Origin of the sequence: Hyalangium ruber, from assembly GCF_034259325.1 — a bacterium.
GTDB lineage: Bacteria > Myxococcota > Myxococcia > Myxococcales > Myxococcaceae > Hyalangium_A > Hyalangium_A rubrum.
This window is the reverse complement of the sequence record NZ_JAXIVS010000001.1, coordinates 445,034-464,918: the sequence shown is the minus strand read 5'-3', so window position 1 is coordinate 464,918 and position 19,885 is coordinate 445,034. Positions and strand designations below refer to the sequence as shown.

The following is a 19,885-nucleotide window of genomic DNA, read 5'->3' as shown; positions in this document are numbered from 1 at the left end:
CCCGCGCCGCCTCAACCCCTCTGACAGACGCCGCCGCGGGGCTCCAGTTCCGGGTGTCCGCCGCTTTGCCTGTGCGCCATCACCCCATGTCCAACGCCTCGCCCGCCTCGCTTCGAGCTGCCCCTGCCACGCCCTCCACGCTGATCGCGCTCGCGCGAGAGCGGGCGGCCCGTTCCCCCGAGGGGCTGCTGTACACCTTCCTGGAGGAGGGGAGCTGGGAGGAACAGCGGCTCACCTACGGCGAGCTGGATCGGCGGGCGCGGGCCATCGCGGGTCGCCTGCAGGCCGAGGGGGCGGCCGGTGAGCGCGCGGTGCTGCTCTATCCGCCGGGGCTCGACTACATCACCGCCTTCTTCGGGTGTCTCTACGCTGGGGTGGTTGCGGTGCCGGCCTATCCGCCGGATCCGACGCGGTTGCAGCGCATGTTGCCCCGGTTGCAGGCGATCGCCTCGGACGCGGGGGCGCGCTACGTGCTCACCAACTCCTTCATCGCCTCCATGGCCGAGGGCCTCTTCGAGCAGGCGCCGGACATGCGCGCCATGCGCTGGCTGGCCACGGACGCGCTGGAGGCGGGCGTGGAGGACAGCTGGCGCGAGCCCGCGGTCCGCCGCGAGGACCTGGCCTTCCTGCAGTACACCTCGGGCTCCACCGGGACGCCCAAGGGGGTGATGCTCAGCCACGGGCACCTGCTGCACAACTCGGAGCTCATCGCCCGCGCCTTCGAGACGAGCGAGGAGTCCGTGGGCGTCATCTGGCTGCCGCCCTACCACGACATGGGGCTCATCGGCGGCATCCTCCAGCCGCTGTACCGGGGCTTCCCGGTGGTGTTGATGTCGCCGCTGGACTTCCTGTCACGGCCGGTGCGCTGGGTGCAGGCCATCTCCCGCTACGGCGCCACGGTGAGCGGCGGGCCGAACTTCGCCTTCGACTTGTGCGTGCGGAAGTCCACCGCCGAGGAGCGCGCCGCGCTGGACCTGCGCCAGTGGCGGCTGGCCTTCAGTGGCGCCGAGCCGGTGAGCTCCGCCACCGTCGAGCGCTTCTGCGAGGCCTTCGGCGCCGCCGGCTTCCGCCGCCAGGCCTTCTACCCGTGCTACGGGCTGGCCGAGGCGACCCTGCTGGTGAGTGGTGGGGAGCTGAGCGAGGAGCCCGTCTCGCGCACCTTCGACGCCGAGGCGCTCGGGCACCGCCGGGCGGAGTCGGCGCGGGAAGGGGAGGGCCGGTTGCTGGTGGGCTGTGGCCGGGCGCGCGAGGGCCTGGAGGTGGCCATCGTTCACCCAGAGCGGCAGACGCCCTGCGCGCCGGGTGAAGTGGGGGAGATCTGGATCGCCGGAGGCAGCGTGGCGGCGGGCTACTGGCGCCGTCCGGAGGAGACGCAGCGCCAGTTCCAGGCGCGGCTGCCGGAGGGCAGCGGGCCCTACCTGCGTTCGGGGGATCTGGGCTTCCTCGACGGGCGCGAGCTCTACATCGCCGGCCGACTCAAGGATCTGATCATCATTCGCGGGCGCAACCACTACCCGCAGGACCTCGAGCGCACGGTGGAGCGCAGCCACGCCGCGCTGCGCCCGGGCTGCTGCGCGGCCTTCTCCGTGACGGAGGGGGATGAGGAGCGGCTGGTGGTGGTGCAGGAGGTGGATGTCCGCCGCGCCCCGGATTTGGAGGAGGTGGCCGGAGCCATCCGCAGCGCCGTGCAGGCGGAGCACGAGCTGCACGCGCACGCCGTCGTCCTGCTCGGGCCCGGCGCCATTCCGAAGACGACGAGCGGGAAGATCCAGCGCCATGCCAGCCGCCAGGGCTTCCTGGAGGGGACGCTGGAGGAACTGAGCCGCAGCACCTTCCGTCCGGTGTCCGCCTCCGCGCCGGTACGCAGCGTGAGCGCCGCGCAGGTGCGCGAGGCGAGCGGCCCCGAGCGCGTGGAGCGGTTGGCTGCCCACCTGCGGGGTCTGGTGGCGCGAGCGCTCGAGGTTCCCGAGGAGGGGGTGGAGCTGGAGCGGCCCGTTCACAGCTTCGGCCTCGACTCGCTCATGGCGGTGGAGGTGGTACACGCGCTCGAGCACGGGCTGGGGCTCGTCGTGCCGATGACGGGCCTGCTGGCGGAGAGCTCGCTGCGTCAGCTCGCCGAGCGGCTCTCACCTCAGATCGACGCGCCCGCGGCGGCTGTGTCGGGCGCGCTGTCGCAGCCCACGCGCGTCATGTCTCACGGGCAGGAGGCCCTCTGGTTCCTCCAGCAGGTGGCTCCCGAGAGCGCTGCCTATAACGTCTCCTGCGCGGCGCGGATCCTCGCCGCTGTGGATGTGGGCGCGCTGCGTGCCGCTTTCGAGGCGCTGGTGCGGCGCCACCCCGTGCTGAGGACCGTCTACCCGGTGCGTGGCGGAATGCCCGCGCCCGAGGTGCGAGAGGAGCCCGTGAGCTTCGAGCTCGTGGACGCTGCCGGTCTCGGGGATGCCGCGTTGGAGCAGCGCGTCTCGGAGGAGGTGCACCGCCCGTTTGACCTGGCGCGTGGGCCCATCTTCCGCGTCCGGCTCTTCTCGCGTGCGCCGGGAGAGCATGTGCTGCTGCTGGTGGTGCATCACATCGCCGCGGATCTCTGGTCCATGGTGCTGCTGCTGTCCGAGCTGCGCCAGCTCTACCCGGCCTTGCGCGCGGGGCAGCCGTCACCGTTGCCGCCGTCTTCCCGTTCGTATGGAGACTTCGTCGCGTGGCAGGAGCGGCTCCTGGCCAGCGAGCAGGGGGAGAAGCAGCACGCGTACTGGCGCCAGCAGCTCTCCGGGCCCCTGCCCGTGCTCGCGGTGCCGTTCGACAAGCCCGCGCCGACGGTGCTCGGCTCCGCTGGTGCAGGCGTGCGCTTCCGCTTGAGCGCGGAGCTCACCGGCGGCCTCAAGGCGCTGGCGCGCGCGGAGGGCACCACGCTCTACACGGTGCTGCTCGGAGCGTTCCAACTGCTCCTGTCGCGGCTGAGCGGACAGCCGGAGGTGTTGGTGGGCAGCCCGGTGGCGGGCCGTGCGCGGGCCGGTTTCGAGCCGGTGGTGGGTTACTTCGTCAACCCGCTGGTGTTGCGCGCGGACCTCTCGGGTGTGCCCTCGTTCCGGGACTTCCTCGGGCAGGTGCGCCGGCGGGTGCTCGACGCGCTCGATCACCCGGACTTTCCCTTCTACCTGCTGGCCAAGGAACTCCAGGCCCACCGTGAGCCGGGCCGCTCACCGGTGGTGCAGGCCATGTTCGTCCTCCAGCGCCCGCATGCGCGCGGCGAGGAGGAACTCGCGGGCTTCGTGCTGGGCGAGCCGGGGGCCACCCTGCCTCTGGGTGAGCTGTCCCTGGAGTCCTTCCCCCTCACTCCGCGCACGGCGCCCTTCGAGCTGAGCCTGATGATGGTGGAGGCCGACGGCGGGCTCTCCGGCCAGTTCCAATACAGCACCGAGTTGTTCGAGCCCGCGCGCCTGGAGGCGATGGCGCGGCAGTGGGAGACGCTGCTGACGCAGGTGGCAGCGCGGCCGGGTGAGCGCGTCGATCGGCTGAAGCTGATGCGGCCTGCGGAAGGGGAAGAGGTGCTGGCGCAGGGCCGTGGCGCGCCGCGCGACTACCCCCGAGAGGCCAGCATCGGCGAGGTGTTCGCACAGCAGGCGCGGGCCACGCCCCAGGCTGTCGCGCTGGTGTGTGGGAAGGAGCGGGTGAGCTACGCCGAGTTGGACGCGCGGGCCAACGGGCTGGCGCACTGGCTGCGCGAGCGGGGAGTCGGGCCCGAGGACGTCGTGGGCCTGGCCGTGGAGCGGAGCGTAGAGCTGGTGGTGGGGATGCTGGGCGCGCTGAAGGTGGGCGCGGCCTACATGCCCCTGGATCTCGGGCTGCCGCGCGAGCGGCTGCGCTTCATGCTGGGGGAGACGCGTCCGCGCCTCGTGCTGGCGCCGGCGGCGCGCCTGGGCGAGCTGGAGGGACTGCCAGCGGTCGCGGTGGAGGAGGTGTGTCGGCTGAGCGCGGCGGAACCCCCGCGCGTGGCGGTACACGCGGAGAGCGTGGCGAACATCCTGTTCACCTCGGGCTCCACGGGGCGCCCCAAGGGCGTGGCCGTGACCCACCGGGGCGTGCTCCACCTGGCGTTCAACCACTACGCGAGCCTGTCCCCGCGCGAGGTGATGCTGCAGTTGAACACCCCGCTGTTCGACGCCTCCACCATGGAGACGTGGGGCCCGCTGCTCAATGGGGCCCGGGTGGTGGTGAGCCCGCCGGGCGTCGCCTCGCTGGAGGAGCTGAGCCGCCTCATCGCCTCCGAGGGCGTGACCACGGTGCTGATGACCGCGGCGCTCTTGCGCCAGATGGTGGACCACCAGCTCGAGGGCCTGCGCCCGCTGCGGCAGGTGATGGCGGGCGGTGACGCGATGCCGCCCGCGCACGCTCGACGGCTGCTGGACGCGCTGCCGGATACCACGCTCATCAATGTGTACGGACCCACGGAGAACGCGTGCATCACCAGCAGCTACACGCTGCCGCGCGACTCGGATCCGCGGCGCACCGTGCCGCTCGGGGCTCCGCTGGATGACACGGATGTGTACGTGCTGGACGGGAACCTGGAGCCGGTGCCGCCGGGTGTGGTGGGCGAGCTGTACACGGGTGGGGACGGGCTGGCGCGCGGGTACGTGGGGCGACCGGAGCTGACGGCCGAGCGCTTCGTGCCGCACCCGTTCTCCCAGAAGCCCGGAGCCCGGCTGTACCGTACGGGCGATCTGGCCCGCTACCGCCTGGACGGCAACCTGGAGTTCCTGGGCCGCGCGGACGCGCAGGTGAAGGTACGCGGCTACCGCATCGAGCTGGAGGAGATCGAAGCGGTGCTGGCCGAGCACCCCGCGGTGAAGGAAGCGGCGGTGCTGGTGCAGGGCGCGACGGTGGAGGACAAGCGACTGGTGGCCTTCGTCGTGGCCCGGCAGGGAGGATCACCGCAGCCGCAGGAGCTGCGTGCGCACCTGGGGCGGTTGCTGCCCGAGTACATGGTGCCCTCCGCCTTCGTCTCGCTGGAGGCGTTGCCGCTCAATTCCAACGGCAAGCTCGATCGCAAGGCGTTGCTGTCTCTCGCGCCCCAGCAGATGTCGCAGCGCACGGAGTACGTGGCCCCGCGCACGCCCACCGAGGAGCGGCTCGCCGAGGTGCTGGCGGAGGTGCTCTCCGTCCCTCGGGTGGGCGTCCATGACGACTTCTTCGCGCTGGGCGGGCACTCGTTGATGGCCACTCGCGCGGCGGCCCGTATCCACGAGGTGCTCGGTGTGAGCCTGCCCATCCGGGCCTTCTTCGAGGCACCCACCCTCGAGAAGCTGGCCGAGCGCCTTGCCTCGGCCTCGGCTCCCGCCGCCCAGCCCACCATCCAACGGGTGTCGCGCACCGCGCACCGCATGAAGCTCTCCCAGCTTGCTCCGACCGCGCCCGCTCCGGGGCGTGACGATGAGCCCAACCCCTGAGATTCGCCCCAGCCCTCTCGCCATGACACAGCGCCCGGCCGTGGACTCGCAGCAGCAGCAGCAATTCGATCCGGATGAAGTCTTCGTCTTCCCGATGTCCTTCGGGCAGCGGCGGCTGTGGCTGGCCGAGCAGCTCTCTCCCGGCAGCGCCGTGTACCACCTGCCGGTGGCCATCCGGTTGACGGGCCCGCTCCAGGCCTCCGCGCTGGAGCAGGCGCTGCGGCACATCGTCGAGCGCCACGAGACGCTGCGCACCACCTTTGCCACGGTGGAGGACCAGCCGGTCCAGGTCATCCACCCCGCGCGCGAGCACACGCTGGAGCGCGAGGACCTGAGCACGCTGCCCGCCGCCGAGCGGGAGCGCGCCCTCGAGGCGCTGGCGGAGCGCGAGGGGCTGCGCCCCTTCGAGCTGGGCCGGGGTCCGCTGCTGCGCACCCGTCTGGTTCGCTTGTCGGACACCGAGCACGTGCTGCTGCTGGCGATGCACCACCTCATCGCCGATGGGTGGTCCGCGCTGGTGCTGGTGCGCGAGCTGGGCGCGCTCTACGGAGCGCTCGCCCGGGGACAGGCGCCGACCCTGCCCGAGCTGCCCATCCAGTACGCGGACTTCACCGCGTGGCAGGCGGAGCGGCTTACGGGGGAGGCGCTGGAGAAGCTGGTGGGGTACTGGCGCCAGCGGCTGACCGGTAGCCCCGCGCTGCTCGCGCTGCCGACGGATCTTCCCCGCCCGGCGGTGCGCGGCCACCTGGGAGCCAGCCAGCCGGTGGCGTTGCCCAAGCGGTTGATCGAGGCGCTCCGGGTCTTGGCCCGCGAGGAGGGCTGCTCTCTCTATATGGTGTTGCTGGCCGCCTTCCAGACGCTGCTCTACCGCCAGTCGGGGCAGAGCGACATCGTGGTCGGCAGCCCCATGGCCCACCGTCAGGCGCCGGGCACCGAGGGGCTCATCGGCTACTTCGTGGACATGCTGCCCCTGCGGGTAGACCTGTCCGGCAACCCCACCTTCCGCGCGCTGCTGCGGCGCGTGCGGGAGGTGGCGCTGGAGGCCTACTCGCACCAGGAACTGCCGCTGGAGAAGGTGCTGGAGGCGGTGGCGCCCCGGCGCGGCGCCGGCCACACGCCGCTGTTCCAGGCCATCCTCGCGCTCACCGAGGCCGCGGGCGAGCAGCTCTCCCTGGCGGGGCTCGACATCCGCATCTCCGAGCTCGACACCCGCACGGCCAAGTTCGATCTCAGTCTGCTGTTGGAGGAAGGACGCGAGGGCATTCGCGGCCGGCTGGAGTACAGCACGGAGCTGTTCGCGTCCTGGCGCATGGAGGCGCTGGTCCAACAGTGGGTGGCGCTGCTCGAGGACGCGGCTGCGCGGCCGGACGCGCGGATCGATCGGCTCCAGATGATGGGAGCCGAGGAGCGGCAGCGGGTGCTCGCGCTGGGGCGCGGCGCGGCGAGCCCGTATCCTCGGGAGGCCACGCTGGGGCAGTTGTTCGAGCAGCAGGCGCGCGCCACGCCGGATGCGGTGGCGGTGGAGTTCGGCGAGGAGCGGGTGAGCTACGCGGAGCTGGACGCGCGGGCCAACGCCCTGGCGCACCGGCTACGCGAGCGCGGGGTAGGGCCGGAGGTGGTGGTGGCGCTCGCTGCGCAGCGCTCGGTGGAGTTCGTGGTGGGGATGCTCGGCATCCTCAAGGCGGGGGGCGCCTACCTGCCGGTGGATCCGGCCACGCCGGAGCGGCGGCTGCGCTTCATGCTGGAGGAGGCCGGGGCGCGCGGGGTGCTCGCCCAGCGGCGTTGGCTTGAGCGGCTGCCGGAGGTGAGCGCTCCGGTGTGGGTGCTGGAGGACGAGGCGCGAGAGCGTCGCGCGGAGGCTCCCGCCCGGGCGGACGGTGCCGAGCACCTGGCCTACGTCATGTTCACCTCGGGCTCCACGGGGAAGCCCAAGGGCGTGGCGGTCAACCACCGTGGCGTCATCCGGCTCGTACGCGGCTCGGACTGCCTGGAGTTCTCGTCCTCCGAGCGCATCCTCCTGTTCTCGGCGGTCGCCTTCGACGCGTCCACCTTGGAGATCTGGGGCGCACTGCTCAATGGCGGGACGCTGGTCGTCGCGCCCCCGCACCTGCTCGGCTTCTCGGAGCTGGCCGCGCTGCTGGAGCGCGCGCGCATCTCCACCCTCTGGCTCACCGCCGGGCTCTTCCACCAGATGGTGGACGCGCACCCGGAGGCCCTGGTCGGGGTGCGCCAGCTGATCGCGGGCGGTGACGCGCTGTCGCCGCCGCACGTGAAGCGGCTGCTGGAGCTGCGGCGCGGCGGCGCGCTCATCAATGGCTACGGGCCCACGGAGAACACCACCTTCACCAGTTGCCATCGGATGGAGCCCGGCGCGAGCGTCGGCGCCTCGGTGCCGCTCGGCAGGCCCATCGCCCAGACGGACCTCTTCATCCTGGACGGCAACCTGGAGCCGGTGCCGCTGGGCGTGGTGGGCGAGCTGTACACGAGCGGAGACGGGCTGGCGCGTGGGTACGTGGGACGGCCGGAGCTGACGGCCGAGCGCTTCGTGCCGCACCCGTTCTCCCAGAAGCCCGGGGACCGGCTGTACCGCACGGGGGACCTGGCGCGCCTGCGGCCCGACGGCGTAGTGGAGTTCTTCGGCCGCGCCGATACCCAGGTGAAGCTGCGTGGCTTCCGCATCGAGACGGGCGAGATCGAAGCGGTGCTCTGCCAGCACCCGGCGGTGAAGGAGGCCGTGGTCGGAGTGCGCGGGGCAGGGGAGGACAAGCGGCTGGTGGCCTACTTCACCTCGGAGGCCCGGCCCGCTCCGGACGCGGCGGTGCTCAAGGCGTGGCTCGCGTCGCAGTTGCCCGAGTACATGGTGCCCACGGCCTTCGTGGGCCTGGAGGCGCTGCCGCTCAACGCCAGCGGCAAGGTGGACCGGGCCGCGCTGCCCGAGCCCACGGGGGTGGTGCTACAGGGGGAACGGGTGGCTCCCCGCACACCGGTGGAGGAGCGGCTGGCGGAGCTGTGGCGCGCCCTCCTGGGCATCCAGGAAGTGGGCGTCCACGACAACTTCTTCGAGCTGGGAGGCCACTCGCTGCTGGCCACGCAGCTCGGCTCCCGCATCCGCCAGGTCTTCTCGGTGGAGTTGCCCCTGCGGGCCCTCTTCGAGGCGCCCACCATCGCCGAGCAGGCCGCGCGCGTGCAGGTCTCCAGCCCTGAGGCTTCGGGCCCCGCGCTGCCGCCGCTCGTCCCCGTGTCGCGCGAGCAGGATCTGCCGCCGTCCTTCGCCCAGCAGCGCCTGTGGTTGTTGGATCAACTCGATCCAGGCAGCCCGCTCTACAACATCGCCGGCGCGGTGCGGATGAGCGGTCGGCTGGATGTGGAGGCGCTCACGCTCAGCCTGGGCGGGGTGGTGGCACGCCATGAGGCGCTGCGCACCAGCTTCGTCTCACGCGCGGGAGAGCCCTTCCTGAAGCTCCACCCGCCCATGCCCCTGCCGCTGGTCACGCGAGACTTGAGCGCACTGCCCGAGGCGGAGCGGCTCGCGGAGGCCCGGCGCCAGGCAGCCGAGTGGGCCCAGCTCCCGTTCGATCTCTCGCGCCCGCCGCTGCTGCGTGCCCTGCTGCTGCGGCTCGGGGCGGAGGAGCACCGGCTGGTGCTCTCGGTACACCACATCGTGTCCGACGGTTGGTCCCTGGGCGTGCTGATCCAGGAGGTGGCCACCCTCTATGGGGCCGTCCTCTCCGGGCAGCCGGCGGCGCTGGCCCCGCTGCCGTTCCAGTACGCGGACTTTGCCCAGTGGCAGCGCTCCTGGCTCCAGGGAGAGCGGCTCCAGCAGCTGCTGGCCTACTGGAAGCAGCAGCTCATCGGGGCTCCGGACGCGACGGACCTGCCGCTGGATCGGCCTCGCCCGGCGGTGCAGTCCTTCAAGGGCGAGCTGCTCCTGTTCACCCTGTCGCCGCGTCTCACCGATTCCCTCCGGGCGCTCAGCCAGCGCCAGGGCGCCACGCTGTTCATGACGCTCTTCTCGGCGTTCAACGTCCTGCTGTCCCGCTACACGGGCCAGGAGGACCTGGTGGTCGGCACGACGATCGCCCACCGCACGCGCGCCGAGCTGGAGGGCCTCATCGGCTTCTTCGTCAACACGTTGGCCATCCGCACGGACCTGTCGGGCGCGCCGCGCTTCGTGGACCTGCTGGGGCGGGTGAAGCAGACGCTGCTGGCGGCCTACGCGCACCAGGACGCGCCCTTCGATCAGGTGGTGGACGCCCTGCAGCCCGTGCGCGACCTGAGCCGCACGCCGCTCTTCCAGGTGATGTTCGATCTCATCAACACGCCCCGGCGCGAGCTGGCCCTGCCGGAGCTGACCCTGCGCGCCGAGCAGGCGGAGACAGGCACCTCCAAGTTCGACTTCAGCGTGCAGATGGAGGAAGTGGACGGCGGCCTGCTGGGCACCGTGGAGTACAACACCGAGCTGTTCGAGCGCGGCACCATGGAGCGCATGGTGAGGCACTTCGAGCACGTGCTGGAGGAGTTGCTCGCCACGCCTGAGGCGCCGGTGGCTCACCTCTCACTGCTCACTCCTCAGGAGTGGAACCAGCAGATCATCGAGTGGAACCGCACCGAGCACGAGTGGGAGTCGCTGGAGCCCTTCCCGGTGCTCTTCGAGCGTCAGGTGGACCGGACGCCGGAAGCCATCGCCGTCACCTGCGCCGGCCGGGCACTCACCTACGCCCAGCTGGATGGCCTGGCCAACCGCGTGGCCCACGTGCTGCGCGCGCGGGGCGTCGGCCCCGAGGACATCGTCGCCGTCCTGCAGGAGCGGGACATCGAATACCTCGTCTGCATGCTGGGCATCTTCAAGGCGGGCGCGGCCTACGTGCCGCTGGACCCGGTGGTGCCCAAGCCGCGCCTGGCCTCCATCGTGGAGCAGAGCCGCTGTCGCCTGGTGCTGACGGAGGCGCGCTACCGGGAGCTGGCACAGGCGCTCCAGCCGGACGGAGTGCTAGACATCCGCGAGGTGCTGCAGGCCGGGCCCGCTGAGCGGCTGCCGTGCCTCATCAGCGGGCGCCACATGGCGTACCTGCTGTTCACCTCGGGCTCCACCGGCACCCCCAAGGGGGCCATGCTGGAGCACGAGGGAATGCTCAACCACGCGCTGGCCATGGCGCGGCAGATGGATGTCACCGCCGCTGATGGCATGGCGCAGAGCGCGCGCCAGAGCTTCGATGTGTCCGTGTGGCAGTTCCTGGCCACCCTGCTGGCGGGAGGGCGCATCTGCATCCTCCAGGACCACGTCGTCCTGGATCCGGACCTGTTGCTGGAGCGCATCGTCTCCGACCGGGTCACCCTCATCGAGCTGGTGCCCACGCAGTTGAACATGCTGCTGGGCTCGATCGAGGCCCAGGGCGCGCAGGCGCGCGTCGCCTCGGTGCTGCGGTGGATGGTCTCCACTGGCGAGGCGCTGATGCCGGAGCTGGCCAGCCGCTGGTTCCGCAGCTTCCCGAACCTGCCGCTGCTCAACGCCTACGGGCCCACCGAGTGCTCGGACGACGTCACCTGCAACAAGGTGTACGAGCCGCCCGCGCGCACCTGGGCGGCGGTGCCCATCCACGGCACCCTGGAGAACCTGCGCGTCTACGTACTCGACGCGGGGCTGCGACCGCTGCCCATCGGCGCGGCGGGTGAGCTGTGCATCGGAGGCCTGGGCGTGGGCCGTGGCTACATGGCCGATCCGGCGAAGACGGCCAACGTCTTCGTGCCGGACCCCTTCAGCGAAGAGCCCGGCATGCGCCTGTACCGCACGGGAGATCGGGTGCGCTACCTGCCCAACGGGGCCATCGAGTACCTGGGCCGGGTGGATCATCAGGTGAAGATCCGCGGGGTGCGCATCGAGACGGGAGAGATCGAGAGCGTGCTCGCCACGCATCCTCGCGTCCACGAGTGCGTGGTGATGGCGCGCACGGACACGCCGGGAGAGAAGCAGCTGGTGGGCTACGTGTCGCCCCGCGGAGAGGGCGTGCCGGACGAGCGCGAGCTGCGACGCTTCCTGAAGGATCGGCTGCCCCCGCAGATGGTGCCCGCGGCGATCGTCATCCTCGAGGCGCTGCCGCTGCTGCCCAACGGCAAGGTGAACCGCCGCGCGCTGCCGGCCCCCACGGGAGAGCGCTCCAGGCTGGTGGGCTCGGTAGCCCCCCGCACTCCTGTGGAGCAGAAGCTGGCCGCCATCTGGGCGCAGGTGCTGCGCCTGGAGAGCGTGGGCGTGGAGGACAACTTCTTCGAGCTGGGCGGCCACTCGCTGATGGCCACCCAGGTCATCTCGCGGGCGCGCGAGGCGCTGGGCGTGGAGCTGCCGGTGCGCTCCCTCTTCGAGAGCCCCACCGTGGCGGGGCTCGCCCAGCGCGCGCAGCAGTTGCTGTCCCAGGGCGGGCCGGTGGGTGTACCTCCCCCGGTGACGCCCGTGCCCCGCGAGGGCACGCTGCCGCTCTCGTACGCGCAGGTACGGCTCTGGGTGCTGGAGCAGTTCGAGCCGGGCAGCGCCGTCTACAACATCCCCGGCGCGCTGCGCATGCGCGGGCAGCTGGACGTGGACGCGCTCGAGCGCAGCTTCAACGAAATCCTCGCCCGCCACGAGTCCCTGCGGTGCGTCTTCCGCGAGGAGCAGGGCGCGCCGGTCCAGGTGGTCATCCCCTCGCTCCACCTGCCGCTGCCGGTGGTGGAGCTGTCCGATCTGGACGCCGAGGTGCGGGAGCAGGAGGTGCAGCGGCTGGGCACGGAGGAGGCCCAGCGCGGCTTCGAGCTCTCCCAGGGCCCGCTGGTGCGTGCGCGGCTCTTGCGCCTGGGGCCCACCGAGCACGTGCTGCTGCTCACGATGCACCACATCGTCTCGGATGGCTGGTCGGTGGGCGTGTTCCTCAAGGAACTGGGGGCGCTGTACGAGGCCTTCAGCCAGGGCAAGCCCTCGCCGCTGCCGCCGCTGCCCATCCAGTACATGGACTACGCCGTGTGGCAGCGGAAGTGGCTGCAGGGCGAGACGCTGGACACGTTGATGCGCTTCTGGAAGCAGCGGCTCACAGGCGTGGAGCCGTTGGACCTGAAGACGGACAGGCCCCGCAGCGCGGCGCAGGGGGCCAACGGCATGCAGCGCTCGTCCCGGCTCTCGCGCGAGCTGACCGAGGGGCTGCGCGCGTTGAGCCAGAAGCGGGGAGCCACGCTGTTCATGACGCTGCTGGCGGGCTTCAAGGTGCTCCTGTGGCGCTACACCCGACAGGAGGACCTCACGGTGGGTACGCCCGTGGCCAACCGCAACCGGGCGGAGGTGGAGGGGCTCATCGGCTTCTTCATCAACACGCTGGTGCTGCGCAACGAGGTGTCCGGCGAAGAGCCCTTCACCGAGCTGCTGGACCGGGTGCGCCTCGGCACGGTGGAGGCCTACGCCCACCAGGAGGCACCGTTCGACCGCGTCGTCGAGGCGGTGCAGCCCGAGCGCGACCTGACTCGGACGCCGCTCTTCCAGGTGATGTTCGAGCTGCAGAACATCCCGGACGAGACCCACGGCGTGCGCCTGCCCGGCCTGGAGTTGGTGGCGCAGGAGCTAGGCACGGGGACGGCGAAGTTCGATCTGATGTTCACCCTGAGCGAGGCGCCCGAGGGGCTCACCGTCGGCGTGGAGTACGACGCGGACCTGTTCGATGCGGAGACGATCGAGCGGATGGTGCGGCACTTCGAGGTGCTGCTGTCGGGCATCGTCGCCCGGCCCGAGGTGCGGCTGTCCGACTTGCCGCTGTTGCGCGAGGCCGAGGAGCACGCGCTGAGGGCATCCTGGGCCCGGCCGGAGCGTGACACCGGGCTGGAGCGCTTCCCCGAGCTCCAGATGGCTGCCCGCAAGCAGGGGGTGGCGCCTCGGGCGTACGTGCTCGATGCGTGGCTGCGGCCCGTGCCTCCGGGTGTGCCCGGAGAGCTGTGCCTGGGAGGGTGGCCCGCGGGAGCCAGCGTCGGCTCCGAGGACGCGGCGCGCACGGCGGACACCTTCGTGCCGGATCCGCTCTCGACGGAGCCCGAGGCGCGCATGGTGCGCACGGGCGAGCTGGTGCGCGAAGGGCCTCAGGGGGAGCTCGAGTTCCTGGGCAAGGTCCAGCCGCCAGCGCGGCGGCGCAGCAGCCGGCTCGACATCGGCGAGGGCGAGGCGCTGCTGCGGGAGCACCCGGCGGTGGCTGACTGCGTGCTGGTGTCCCGAACGGTGGGCCTGGAGCAGCACATCGTGGCCTACGTGGTGGGCCGCGAGGGCCAGCCGAAGCCGAGCCCGGAGGCGCTGGAGGGCTACCTGGCCAGCCGCCTCCCCCGGGAGCGGGTGCCGGCCAGCTACATGCTGCTGGACACGTTGCCGCGCACTCCCGACGGCAAGGTGGATCGCACGGCGCTGCCCGTGCCCGAGGGCGAGCTGGACGACGGGTACACCGCGCCGAGGACTCCCACCGAGGAGCGCCTGGCCACGCTGTGGCAGGAGCTGTTGGGCGTGTCGCGCGTCGGCGTCTACGACAACTTCTTCGATCTCGGCGGACACTCGCTGGTGGCGGTGCAGATCCTCTCGCGCATCCGCAAGGAGTTCCAGGCGGAGCTGCCAGTGACGTCGCTCTTCGAGGACGCCACGGTGGCGGGGCTCGCGGCCCGGCTGGAGGCCGCTGGACAAAGTGGGCCGGAGTTTGAGCCGCCGCCGCTGGTGGCCATCTCCCGCTACGAGGAGTGATCGTGCCCGGGGGGGGACCCATCGAAGAGGGCAGGAGGCCGTTACTGGCCCGCGCCGCCGCATGGCTTCGCGGTGGGCGGGCGGAGGCCACGCGAGATCGGGCCCGCCGGGCATGGACCTGCTTCACGGGGCTGTACGCGTACGAGCCGCGCCTGCTGAGCTGGGCACGGGAGGTGCCTGGAGCGGAGCGCCTGTACCTGCTCCTCACCTTCAGCGACGCCTTCCTGCGCCGCTACAGCGGCCACGAGGTCGTCCTCTTCAACGACACGGAGTTCCTCTACTACTGGCTGCCCGGCGCGAAGCCGAACGCGACGGGATACGTGAAGCCGGGGCGCTATGCGCTGCTGCTCCACACCCGGACGGAGGGGCGCCGGCTGCGGCTGGAGCTGGAGAAGAGCGAGGACGGAGCCTTTACCGCGCACGAACTGGAACTCACCTCCGAGACGAGCCTGCCGGGGCATACGTCGTTGCAGCCGCGCTCGCTCGACTATGGCCAGTACTTCGTGCCCGAGCTGGAGGCGCTCGTGCTGGCGTGGCTCACCGGGTATGCCCAGGCGCTGCATCTGGGCTGGGTGCGGCCCTCCGCCGAGGAGTCCACGAAGCTGGCAACCCAGGTCGAGCCTTGCCGAGAGATGGAGCCGCTCGTGCGCATCCGAGCAGGCGAGCTGCTCTCTCGCCTGCGGCACACGGGCTGAGCACCGCGCTCACGCCTTCGGCGGCACCTTGAGGAACGTGTAGAGGCGGCCGATGCGCTCGAAGCCGAGCCGCCCATAGAATTCCTTGGGCCAGTCCTCCTCGTCCGTGGAGAGGAAACTGGGGGCCAGACCCTGCTCGCGCGCGGTCCGCAGCACGCCCTGCAGCATCGCTCGGGCGTACCCCTTCCCACGGTGCTCCTCCAGGGTGTCCACGTCCTGGATGTCCGACAGGCCCTCGCCAGGGTAGAGGTCGCACGCGCTGACCAGCCGCCCGTCCACCCGGATCCCGAAGTGCTGGACGGACAGCCTCCGCCCGAGCACGAGGTTGCGCGTGGCGAGCTGCCGCGCCGTCTCCTCGCTGCGCACGTGCTCCATGCGCCGGAAGAGTTCCTCCCAGAAGGGGAACACCTCCTCGTCGGACAGGCGGCTCACGGACAGCCCCTCCGTCACCTCGGGGCTCGTCCCCCGATGGACCATGATCCACTCGCGCCCCACGCCCCAGCCCAGAGCCTCGAAGCCGGGCGCCAGCGCCTCGCCGGTGGCCTCGTCTCCCACCCAGAGGCGGCGGTGGGCCTGCCCCTGCGCCGAGTGCAGTGCGTCCGCCTGGGCGGCAAGCGCCTCGGCCGTCACCGCTCCAGGAGGCGCCTCCACCCGCAGGAAGTTGTGCGTCCACGAGTCGGGGAACTGCTCGTGGAAGAACGCCGTGCCTCCGGGGAAGGGGACGGCGCGCGAGCCCGAGCGCTCCTGGAGCCCTCGGAGGAAGCGCAGGTAGCGCGAGAGTTCGGTCTCAGGCATGACGGATGCTGTCGATGAGGATCTCGCAGCCCTTCATGAGCTGCTCCTCGGTGGTGGTCAGCGGCGGCATGACCTTGAGCACGGTGTCCTCGCGTCCGCACTGCTCCATGATGAGGCCGTGCTGGAAGGCCCGCTGCTGGATGCGCCGCGCCCGCTCGTAGCCGCCCGCCTTGATCATGTCGATGCCGAACGCCATGCCGATCCCGCGCAGGTCCAGCTCGCCCTCCAGGCCCGGCAGCGCGTCGCCGAACACCCCGCGCAGCAGCTGCTCCTTGTTCTTGATGCTCTTCTCGAACGCCGGCTCCTGCCAGTACCCGAGCGCCTCCGTGGCGGCGATGAAGGACAGCTGCAGTCCACGGAAGGTGCCCGTGTGCTCACCGGGCTTCCACTGATCCAGATCGCGGCGCATCAACAGCAGCGCCATGGGCAGGCCGTAGCCGCTGATCGACTTGGACAGCGTCACCAGATCCGGCTGGATGCCCGCCCGCTCGAAGGAGAAGAACCGCCCCGTGCGGCCGCAGCCCGCCTGGATGTCGTCGCAGATGAGCAGGATGCCGTGCTGATCACACAGTGTCCGCAGCTCCTTCAGCCACTCGGCGGAGGCGATGTAGATGCCGCCATCCATCTGCACCGTCTCGAGGATCATCGCCGCGGGTACGTCCACGCCGGAGTGGCTGTCCTCGAGCAGGTTGCGCAGGTAGCTCAGCGAGTCGAAGTTCCCTCGGGGCCCGACGGGATACGGAATGAAGGTGGTGTGGGCCGTGGGCACGCCGGCCGAGGCGCGCACGCTCCGGCCGGAGGTGACGGACATGCTCCCCAGGGACATTCCGTGATAGCCGCCGCTGAAGGCGAACACGCCGGTGCGCTTGGTCACCTTGCGCGCCAGCTTCAGGGCCGCCTCCACCGCGTTGGTGCCGGTGGGGCCGCAGAACTGCACCTTGTAGTCCAGGCCCCGAGGCTGCAGGACGACGTCCCGGAAGCGGGTGAGGAACTCCTGCTTGGCGGTGGTGGACGCGTCGAGCGCGTGGATGATGCCGTCCGACTCCAGATAGGAGATCAGCCGGCGCTTCATCCGCTCCTCGTTGTGGCCGTAGTTGAGGGTGCCCGCCCCCGAGAAGAAGTCGAGGTACTCCTTGCCGCTCGTGTCGTAGATCACCGAGCCCCGGGCGCGCTGGAAGATCGCCGGGAAGGAGCGCGAGTAGCTGCGGACGTTGGACTCGAACTGCTCGAAGACGCTGGGAGCTTGGGACATGGCGGGACCGGGCGAGGTTTAGACCTGCATAACAAGTATATCAGGGATCTCTCGCCAGATAGCCGGTGAGCTCCGAATGCAGCGCCGCCAGGAGTGCGTCCCGGTGGGTCCTCAGGAAGAAGTGTCGGCCTGGGAAGCGGCGGATGCGGAACTCCCCGGCGCTCAGCTCCCGCCAGCGCTCGAGCTCCTCGGAGGAGACGTGCGGGTCCTCCAGCCCACCCCAGACGGACATGGGACAGCGCACCGGCGTGGTGGGGAGCACGGTGTCGGACAGCGCGAAGTCGGCGCGCAGCACGGGGAGCAGCAGCTCCATCAGCTCGCGGTGGGCGAGCACCTCGGGAGGCGTGCCCTCGTAGTTGCGCAGCAGCTCGAGGAAGCGCGCGTCATCGAGCGACTCGCGGGAGGGACGGGAGACGTGCGGCGCGGCGGCCGCGCACATCACCAGCCCTTGGGGTTGGGGACCGCCTCGCTCCTGCCAGCGCTGGGTGAGCGCCAGCGCGATCCGCGTGCCCATGCTGTAGCCGAGCAGGACGAAGGGCTTGTCCAGCAGCGGCAGCAGGACTGGCTCCAGGGCATCCAGCAGCTCGGGGAGCCGGCGGAAGGGGCGCTCCATCAGGCGCCGCTCGCGGCCGGGGGGCTGGACGGCGCAGAGCTCCACGCCCTCGGGGAGCGCCTCGCTCCAGCCCTGGAATGCGGAGACGCTGCCGCCCGCGTACGGGAAGCAGAACAGGCGAAGGCGCGGCGCGGCGAGGGGCTTTCGGTTGGGCAGCCAGGGCGTCAGGGCTTCTGCTCCTTCGTCTTCGTGGGCCGCCGTGAGAGCGGCCGACCCGCTGTCGCACGGGCCACGAAAGCGAGTCAAGTCACGAGCCTCAAGGCCCGTACAGCTCGCTGATCGACTCCTGATCGTTGCCACCTACCAGGAGCACCTTGCCCGAACGCAGCAGCGTCGCGGTGTGCCCCGCGCGCCCGAAGAGCAGTCGCTCGTTGGGCTGAAAACCCTGGTACTGCATCTGGTAGGGGGCGGCGGTCTGGGCCACCGCGAACTGGGGCTCGAGGAAGCCGCCCGTCACCAGCACCCTTCCTGAAGGCAGGAGGGTGGCCGCGTGTCGCCGGACGTTGGCGGTCGCGGCGGGGCCGAGGATCCACGCTTCCACGATGGGGTCCCAGCGCTCGCCGCCCCAGGGGCTGCCGGTGGGAGGCGGGTAGACGCCTCCGGCGACGAACACCGCGCCCGAGGGCAGCAGGGTGGCCGTGTGGCCGCTGCGGGGCTCGAACATGCGCGGGGCGGCGACCCAGCGGTTCGTCTCGGGCTCATAGAACTCGCAGGAGGAGAGGTCTCCGGCCAGGGAGCTGCTCGTGCCACCCGCCACCAGCACCTTTCCCGAAGGCAGCAGGGTGGCCGTGTGGAGCAGGCGCGGGGTGGCCATGCTGGCCGCGGGGCTCCAGGTGTTCGTCTCCGGATCGTAGATCTCGGCGGCGGCCAGGCTGTCGCTGGGGCCCGTGGCCGTGCCGCCCGTGATCAGCACCTTTCCGGAGGGCAACCGCGTGGCCGTGTGGAACAGGCGCGGGGAGGCCATGCTGCCGGCGGGGCTCCAGGTATTCGTCTGGGGGTCGAACCGCTCGGCGGTGGCGAGCAGTCCCTGGCCGCTGTCTCCGCCCACCACGAGCACCTGCCCCTGAGGCAGCAGGGTGGCGGTGGCCTCCGAGCGAGGGCTGGCCATGGGGGGCATGGGGGTGAAGCGCTCCGGGGTGGGCTCGTACAGCTCCACCTCGGCGGTGGGAGCGAAGCCTCCAGGCCCGAGCACGGTGCCGCCGGCGATGAGCACCTTGTTCGCGTACAGATCGGTGGCCGTGTGGAAGCGGCGCGGCGAGGACAGGCGGCCCGTCCACTTTCGCGGCTCGAAGGGGGTCGGGCTCTGCATGGGGAGGTCGATGGTGTGCGTCCTGCCGGCCTCGATGAAGGTGAGCTCCGAGGCGTTCTGGAAGAGCAGGAAGCCGCTGGCGTCGAACGCCTTGACGTGGAACGAGGTGAGCTGGCCGGTGCTCAGGGGGCCGAAGGTGCCCGTCCACTGGGAGTCGGTGAACTCGAGCGGCACGGGCTCGCGGGTCGCGCTGGGAACCTGGACCGCGGCCGTCACGCGGGCGATGTCGATGGGGGACAGGGCGGGAGGCTGGACGACGAGCTGCACGGAGCCGAAGCCTTCTTCTTCCTGGCAGGCGCAGACGGACAGCAGCAGCGCCACCGCGAGCCACGGGCCTGGCCTCTCGGGGATGGGGAAGTGCATGGGCGCAGTATCGGCTACTTGGAGGTGAACGCCTTCACCAGGGCCTTGCTCCGGCGGTGGGAGCGCAGCATCACCAGCTTCGCATCCGCCGTGTGCGGAGGCAGGGGGACCCAGGTCATGTAGTGGAACTCCTGTCCCTCGCGCTTCTGGGTGGAGGCCACATACTGCGTGCCGCCCTCGTAGATCTCGATCCAAGGCATGCACGAGTTGAGGTTCGCCTGGCGGGCCGTCTCGTCCTTGAGCTCGGTGAGCGCCATGCAGGGGAACTCCTTGCAGTCCATGGAGACCAGCTCCATGGCGCCCATGGGGCACTCTTTCAAGGCGTGCTCCAGGTGCTGCTTGAAGCCCTCCGGCGTGAATGGCTCGGTCACATCTTTTGGGAAGGGGAGCGGCTGGAACTGATCGGCGCCGGGCTTGCTCGCGCGGAACGCGGGAGGCGGAGGTGGCGGAGGCGGAGTGTTGGCGGTGGGCGCGGGAGCAGGAGGGGCGGCGAGTTCGGCGAGGGGCGGTAGGGCGGGAGGGGGCGTCACCGCCGGCATGGGGGGAAGGGGCAGCGGGGGATTGTTGTGGAGGAACAGGGAGGGGGGCAGCGTGACCGGCTTGGGCCGTGTGAGGGTCATCGCGAGCCGCGCCCCCATCACCAGGACGAACAGGAGGCCGATGTACTGGACGGGGCGGAGCTTCAC

General features: G+C 71.2%; 8 protein-coding genes. 3 read left to right on the top strand and 5 right to left on the bottom strand.

All coding sequences use genetic code 11. The features are described from left to right. Positions 1-86 precede the first annotated feature (86 nt). The 3 genes from SYV04_RS01935 to SYV04_RS01925 are packed head-to-tail and all read left to right on the top strand — an operon-like array spanning position 87 to position 14,867. Positions 87-5,441 (top strand): non-ribosomal peptide synthetase, encoded by a 5,355-nt coding sequence (locus tag SYV04_RS01935; RefSeq protein WP_321543836.1) that lies wholly within the window; start codon positions 87-89, stop codon positions 5,439-5,441. Continuing rightward, complete coding sequence (locus tag SYV04_RS01930; RefSeq protein WP_321543835.1) at positions 5,425-14,172, top strand: non-ribosomal peptide synthetase; 8,748 nt, start codon at positions 5,425-5,427, stop codon at positions 14,170-14,172. The genes SYV04_RS01935 and SYV04_RS01930 overlap by 17 nt, the downstream gene beginning before the upstream one ends. 2 nt (positions 14,173-14,174) lie before the next feature. Beyond that, entirely contained in the window at positions 14,175-14,867 is a 693-nt protein-coding gene (locus SYV04_RS01925; RefSeq protein WP_321543834.1) for a hypothetical protein, read from the top strand. Positions 14,868-14,876: 9 nt separating this feature from the next. Here SYV04_RS01925 and SYV04_RS01920 read toward each other — a convergent pair whose 3' ends face one another. Genes SYV04_RS01920 through SYV04_RS01900 form a run of 5 tightly spaced genes read right to left on the bottom strand, consistent with a single transcriptional unit; the run spans position 14,877 to position 19,885 of the window. Then, positions 14,877-15,662, bottom strand: a complete 786-nt coding sequence (locus SYV04_RS01920; RefSeq protein WP_321543833.1) for a GNAT family N-acetyltransferase — start codon at positions 15,660-15,662, stop codon at positions 14,877-14,879. Beyond that, a complete protein-coding gene (gene ectB / locus SYV04_RS01915) occupies positions 15,655-16,914 on the bottom strand; it encodes a diaminobutyrate--2-oxoglutarate transaminase (protein WP_321543832.1) in 1,260 nt (419 codons plus the stop codon). Before ectB ends, SYV04_RS01920 begins: the two co-directional genes overlap by 8 nt. A 40-nt stretch (positions 16,915-16,954) precedes the next feature. Further along, entirely contained in the window at positions 16,955-17,773 is an 819-nt protein-coding gene (locus SYV04_RS01910; RefSeq protein WP_321543831.1) for a thioesterase II family protein, read from the bottom strand. Positions 17,774-17,783: 10 nt separating this feature from the next. Further along, positions 17,784-19,199, bottom strand: coding sequence for a Kelch repeat-containing protein (locus SYV04_RS01905; RefSeq protein ID WP_321543830.1), 1,416 nt, complete (start codon positions 19,197-19,199; stop codon positions 17,784-17,786). Between the two features lie 14 nt (positions 19,200-19,213). Continuing rightward, positions 19,214-19,885, bottom strand: a complete 672-nt coding sequence (locus SYV04_RS01900; protein WP_321543829.1) for a hypothetical protein — start codon at positions 19,883-19,885, stop codon at positions 19,214-19,216.

Coding starts and splice junctions, on each gene's coding strand:
- SYV04_RS01935 (WP_321543836.1), top strand. CDS start 87: ATGTCCAACGCCTCGCCCGCCTCGCTTCGAGCTGCCCCTGCCACGCCC.
- SYV04_RS01930 (WP_321543835.1), top strand. CDS start 5,425: ATGAGCCCAACCCCTGAGATTCGCCCCAGCCCTCTCGCCATGACACAG.
- SYV04_RS01920 (WP_321543833.1), bottom strand. CDS start 15,662: ATGCCTGAGACCGAACTCTCGCGCTACCTGCGCTTCCTCCGAGGGCTC.
- ectB (WP_321543832.1), bottom strand. CDS start 16,914: ATGTCCCAAGCTCCCAGCGTCTTCGAGCAGTTCGAGTCCAACGTCCGC.
- SYV04_RS01905 (WP_321543830.1), bottom strand. CDS start 19,199: ATGCACTTCCCCATCCCCGAGAGGCCAGGCCCGTGGCTCGCGGTGGCG.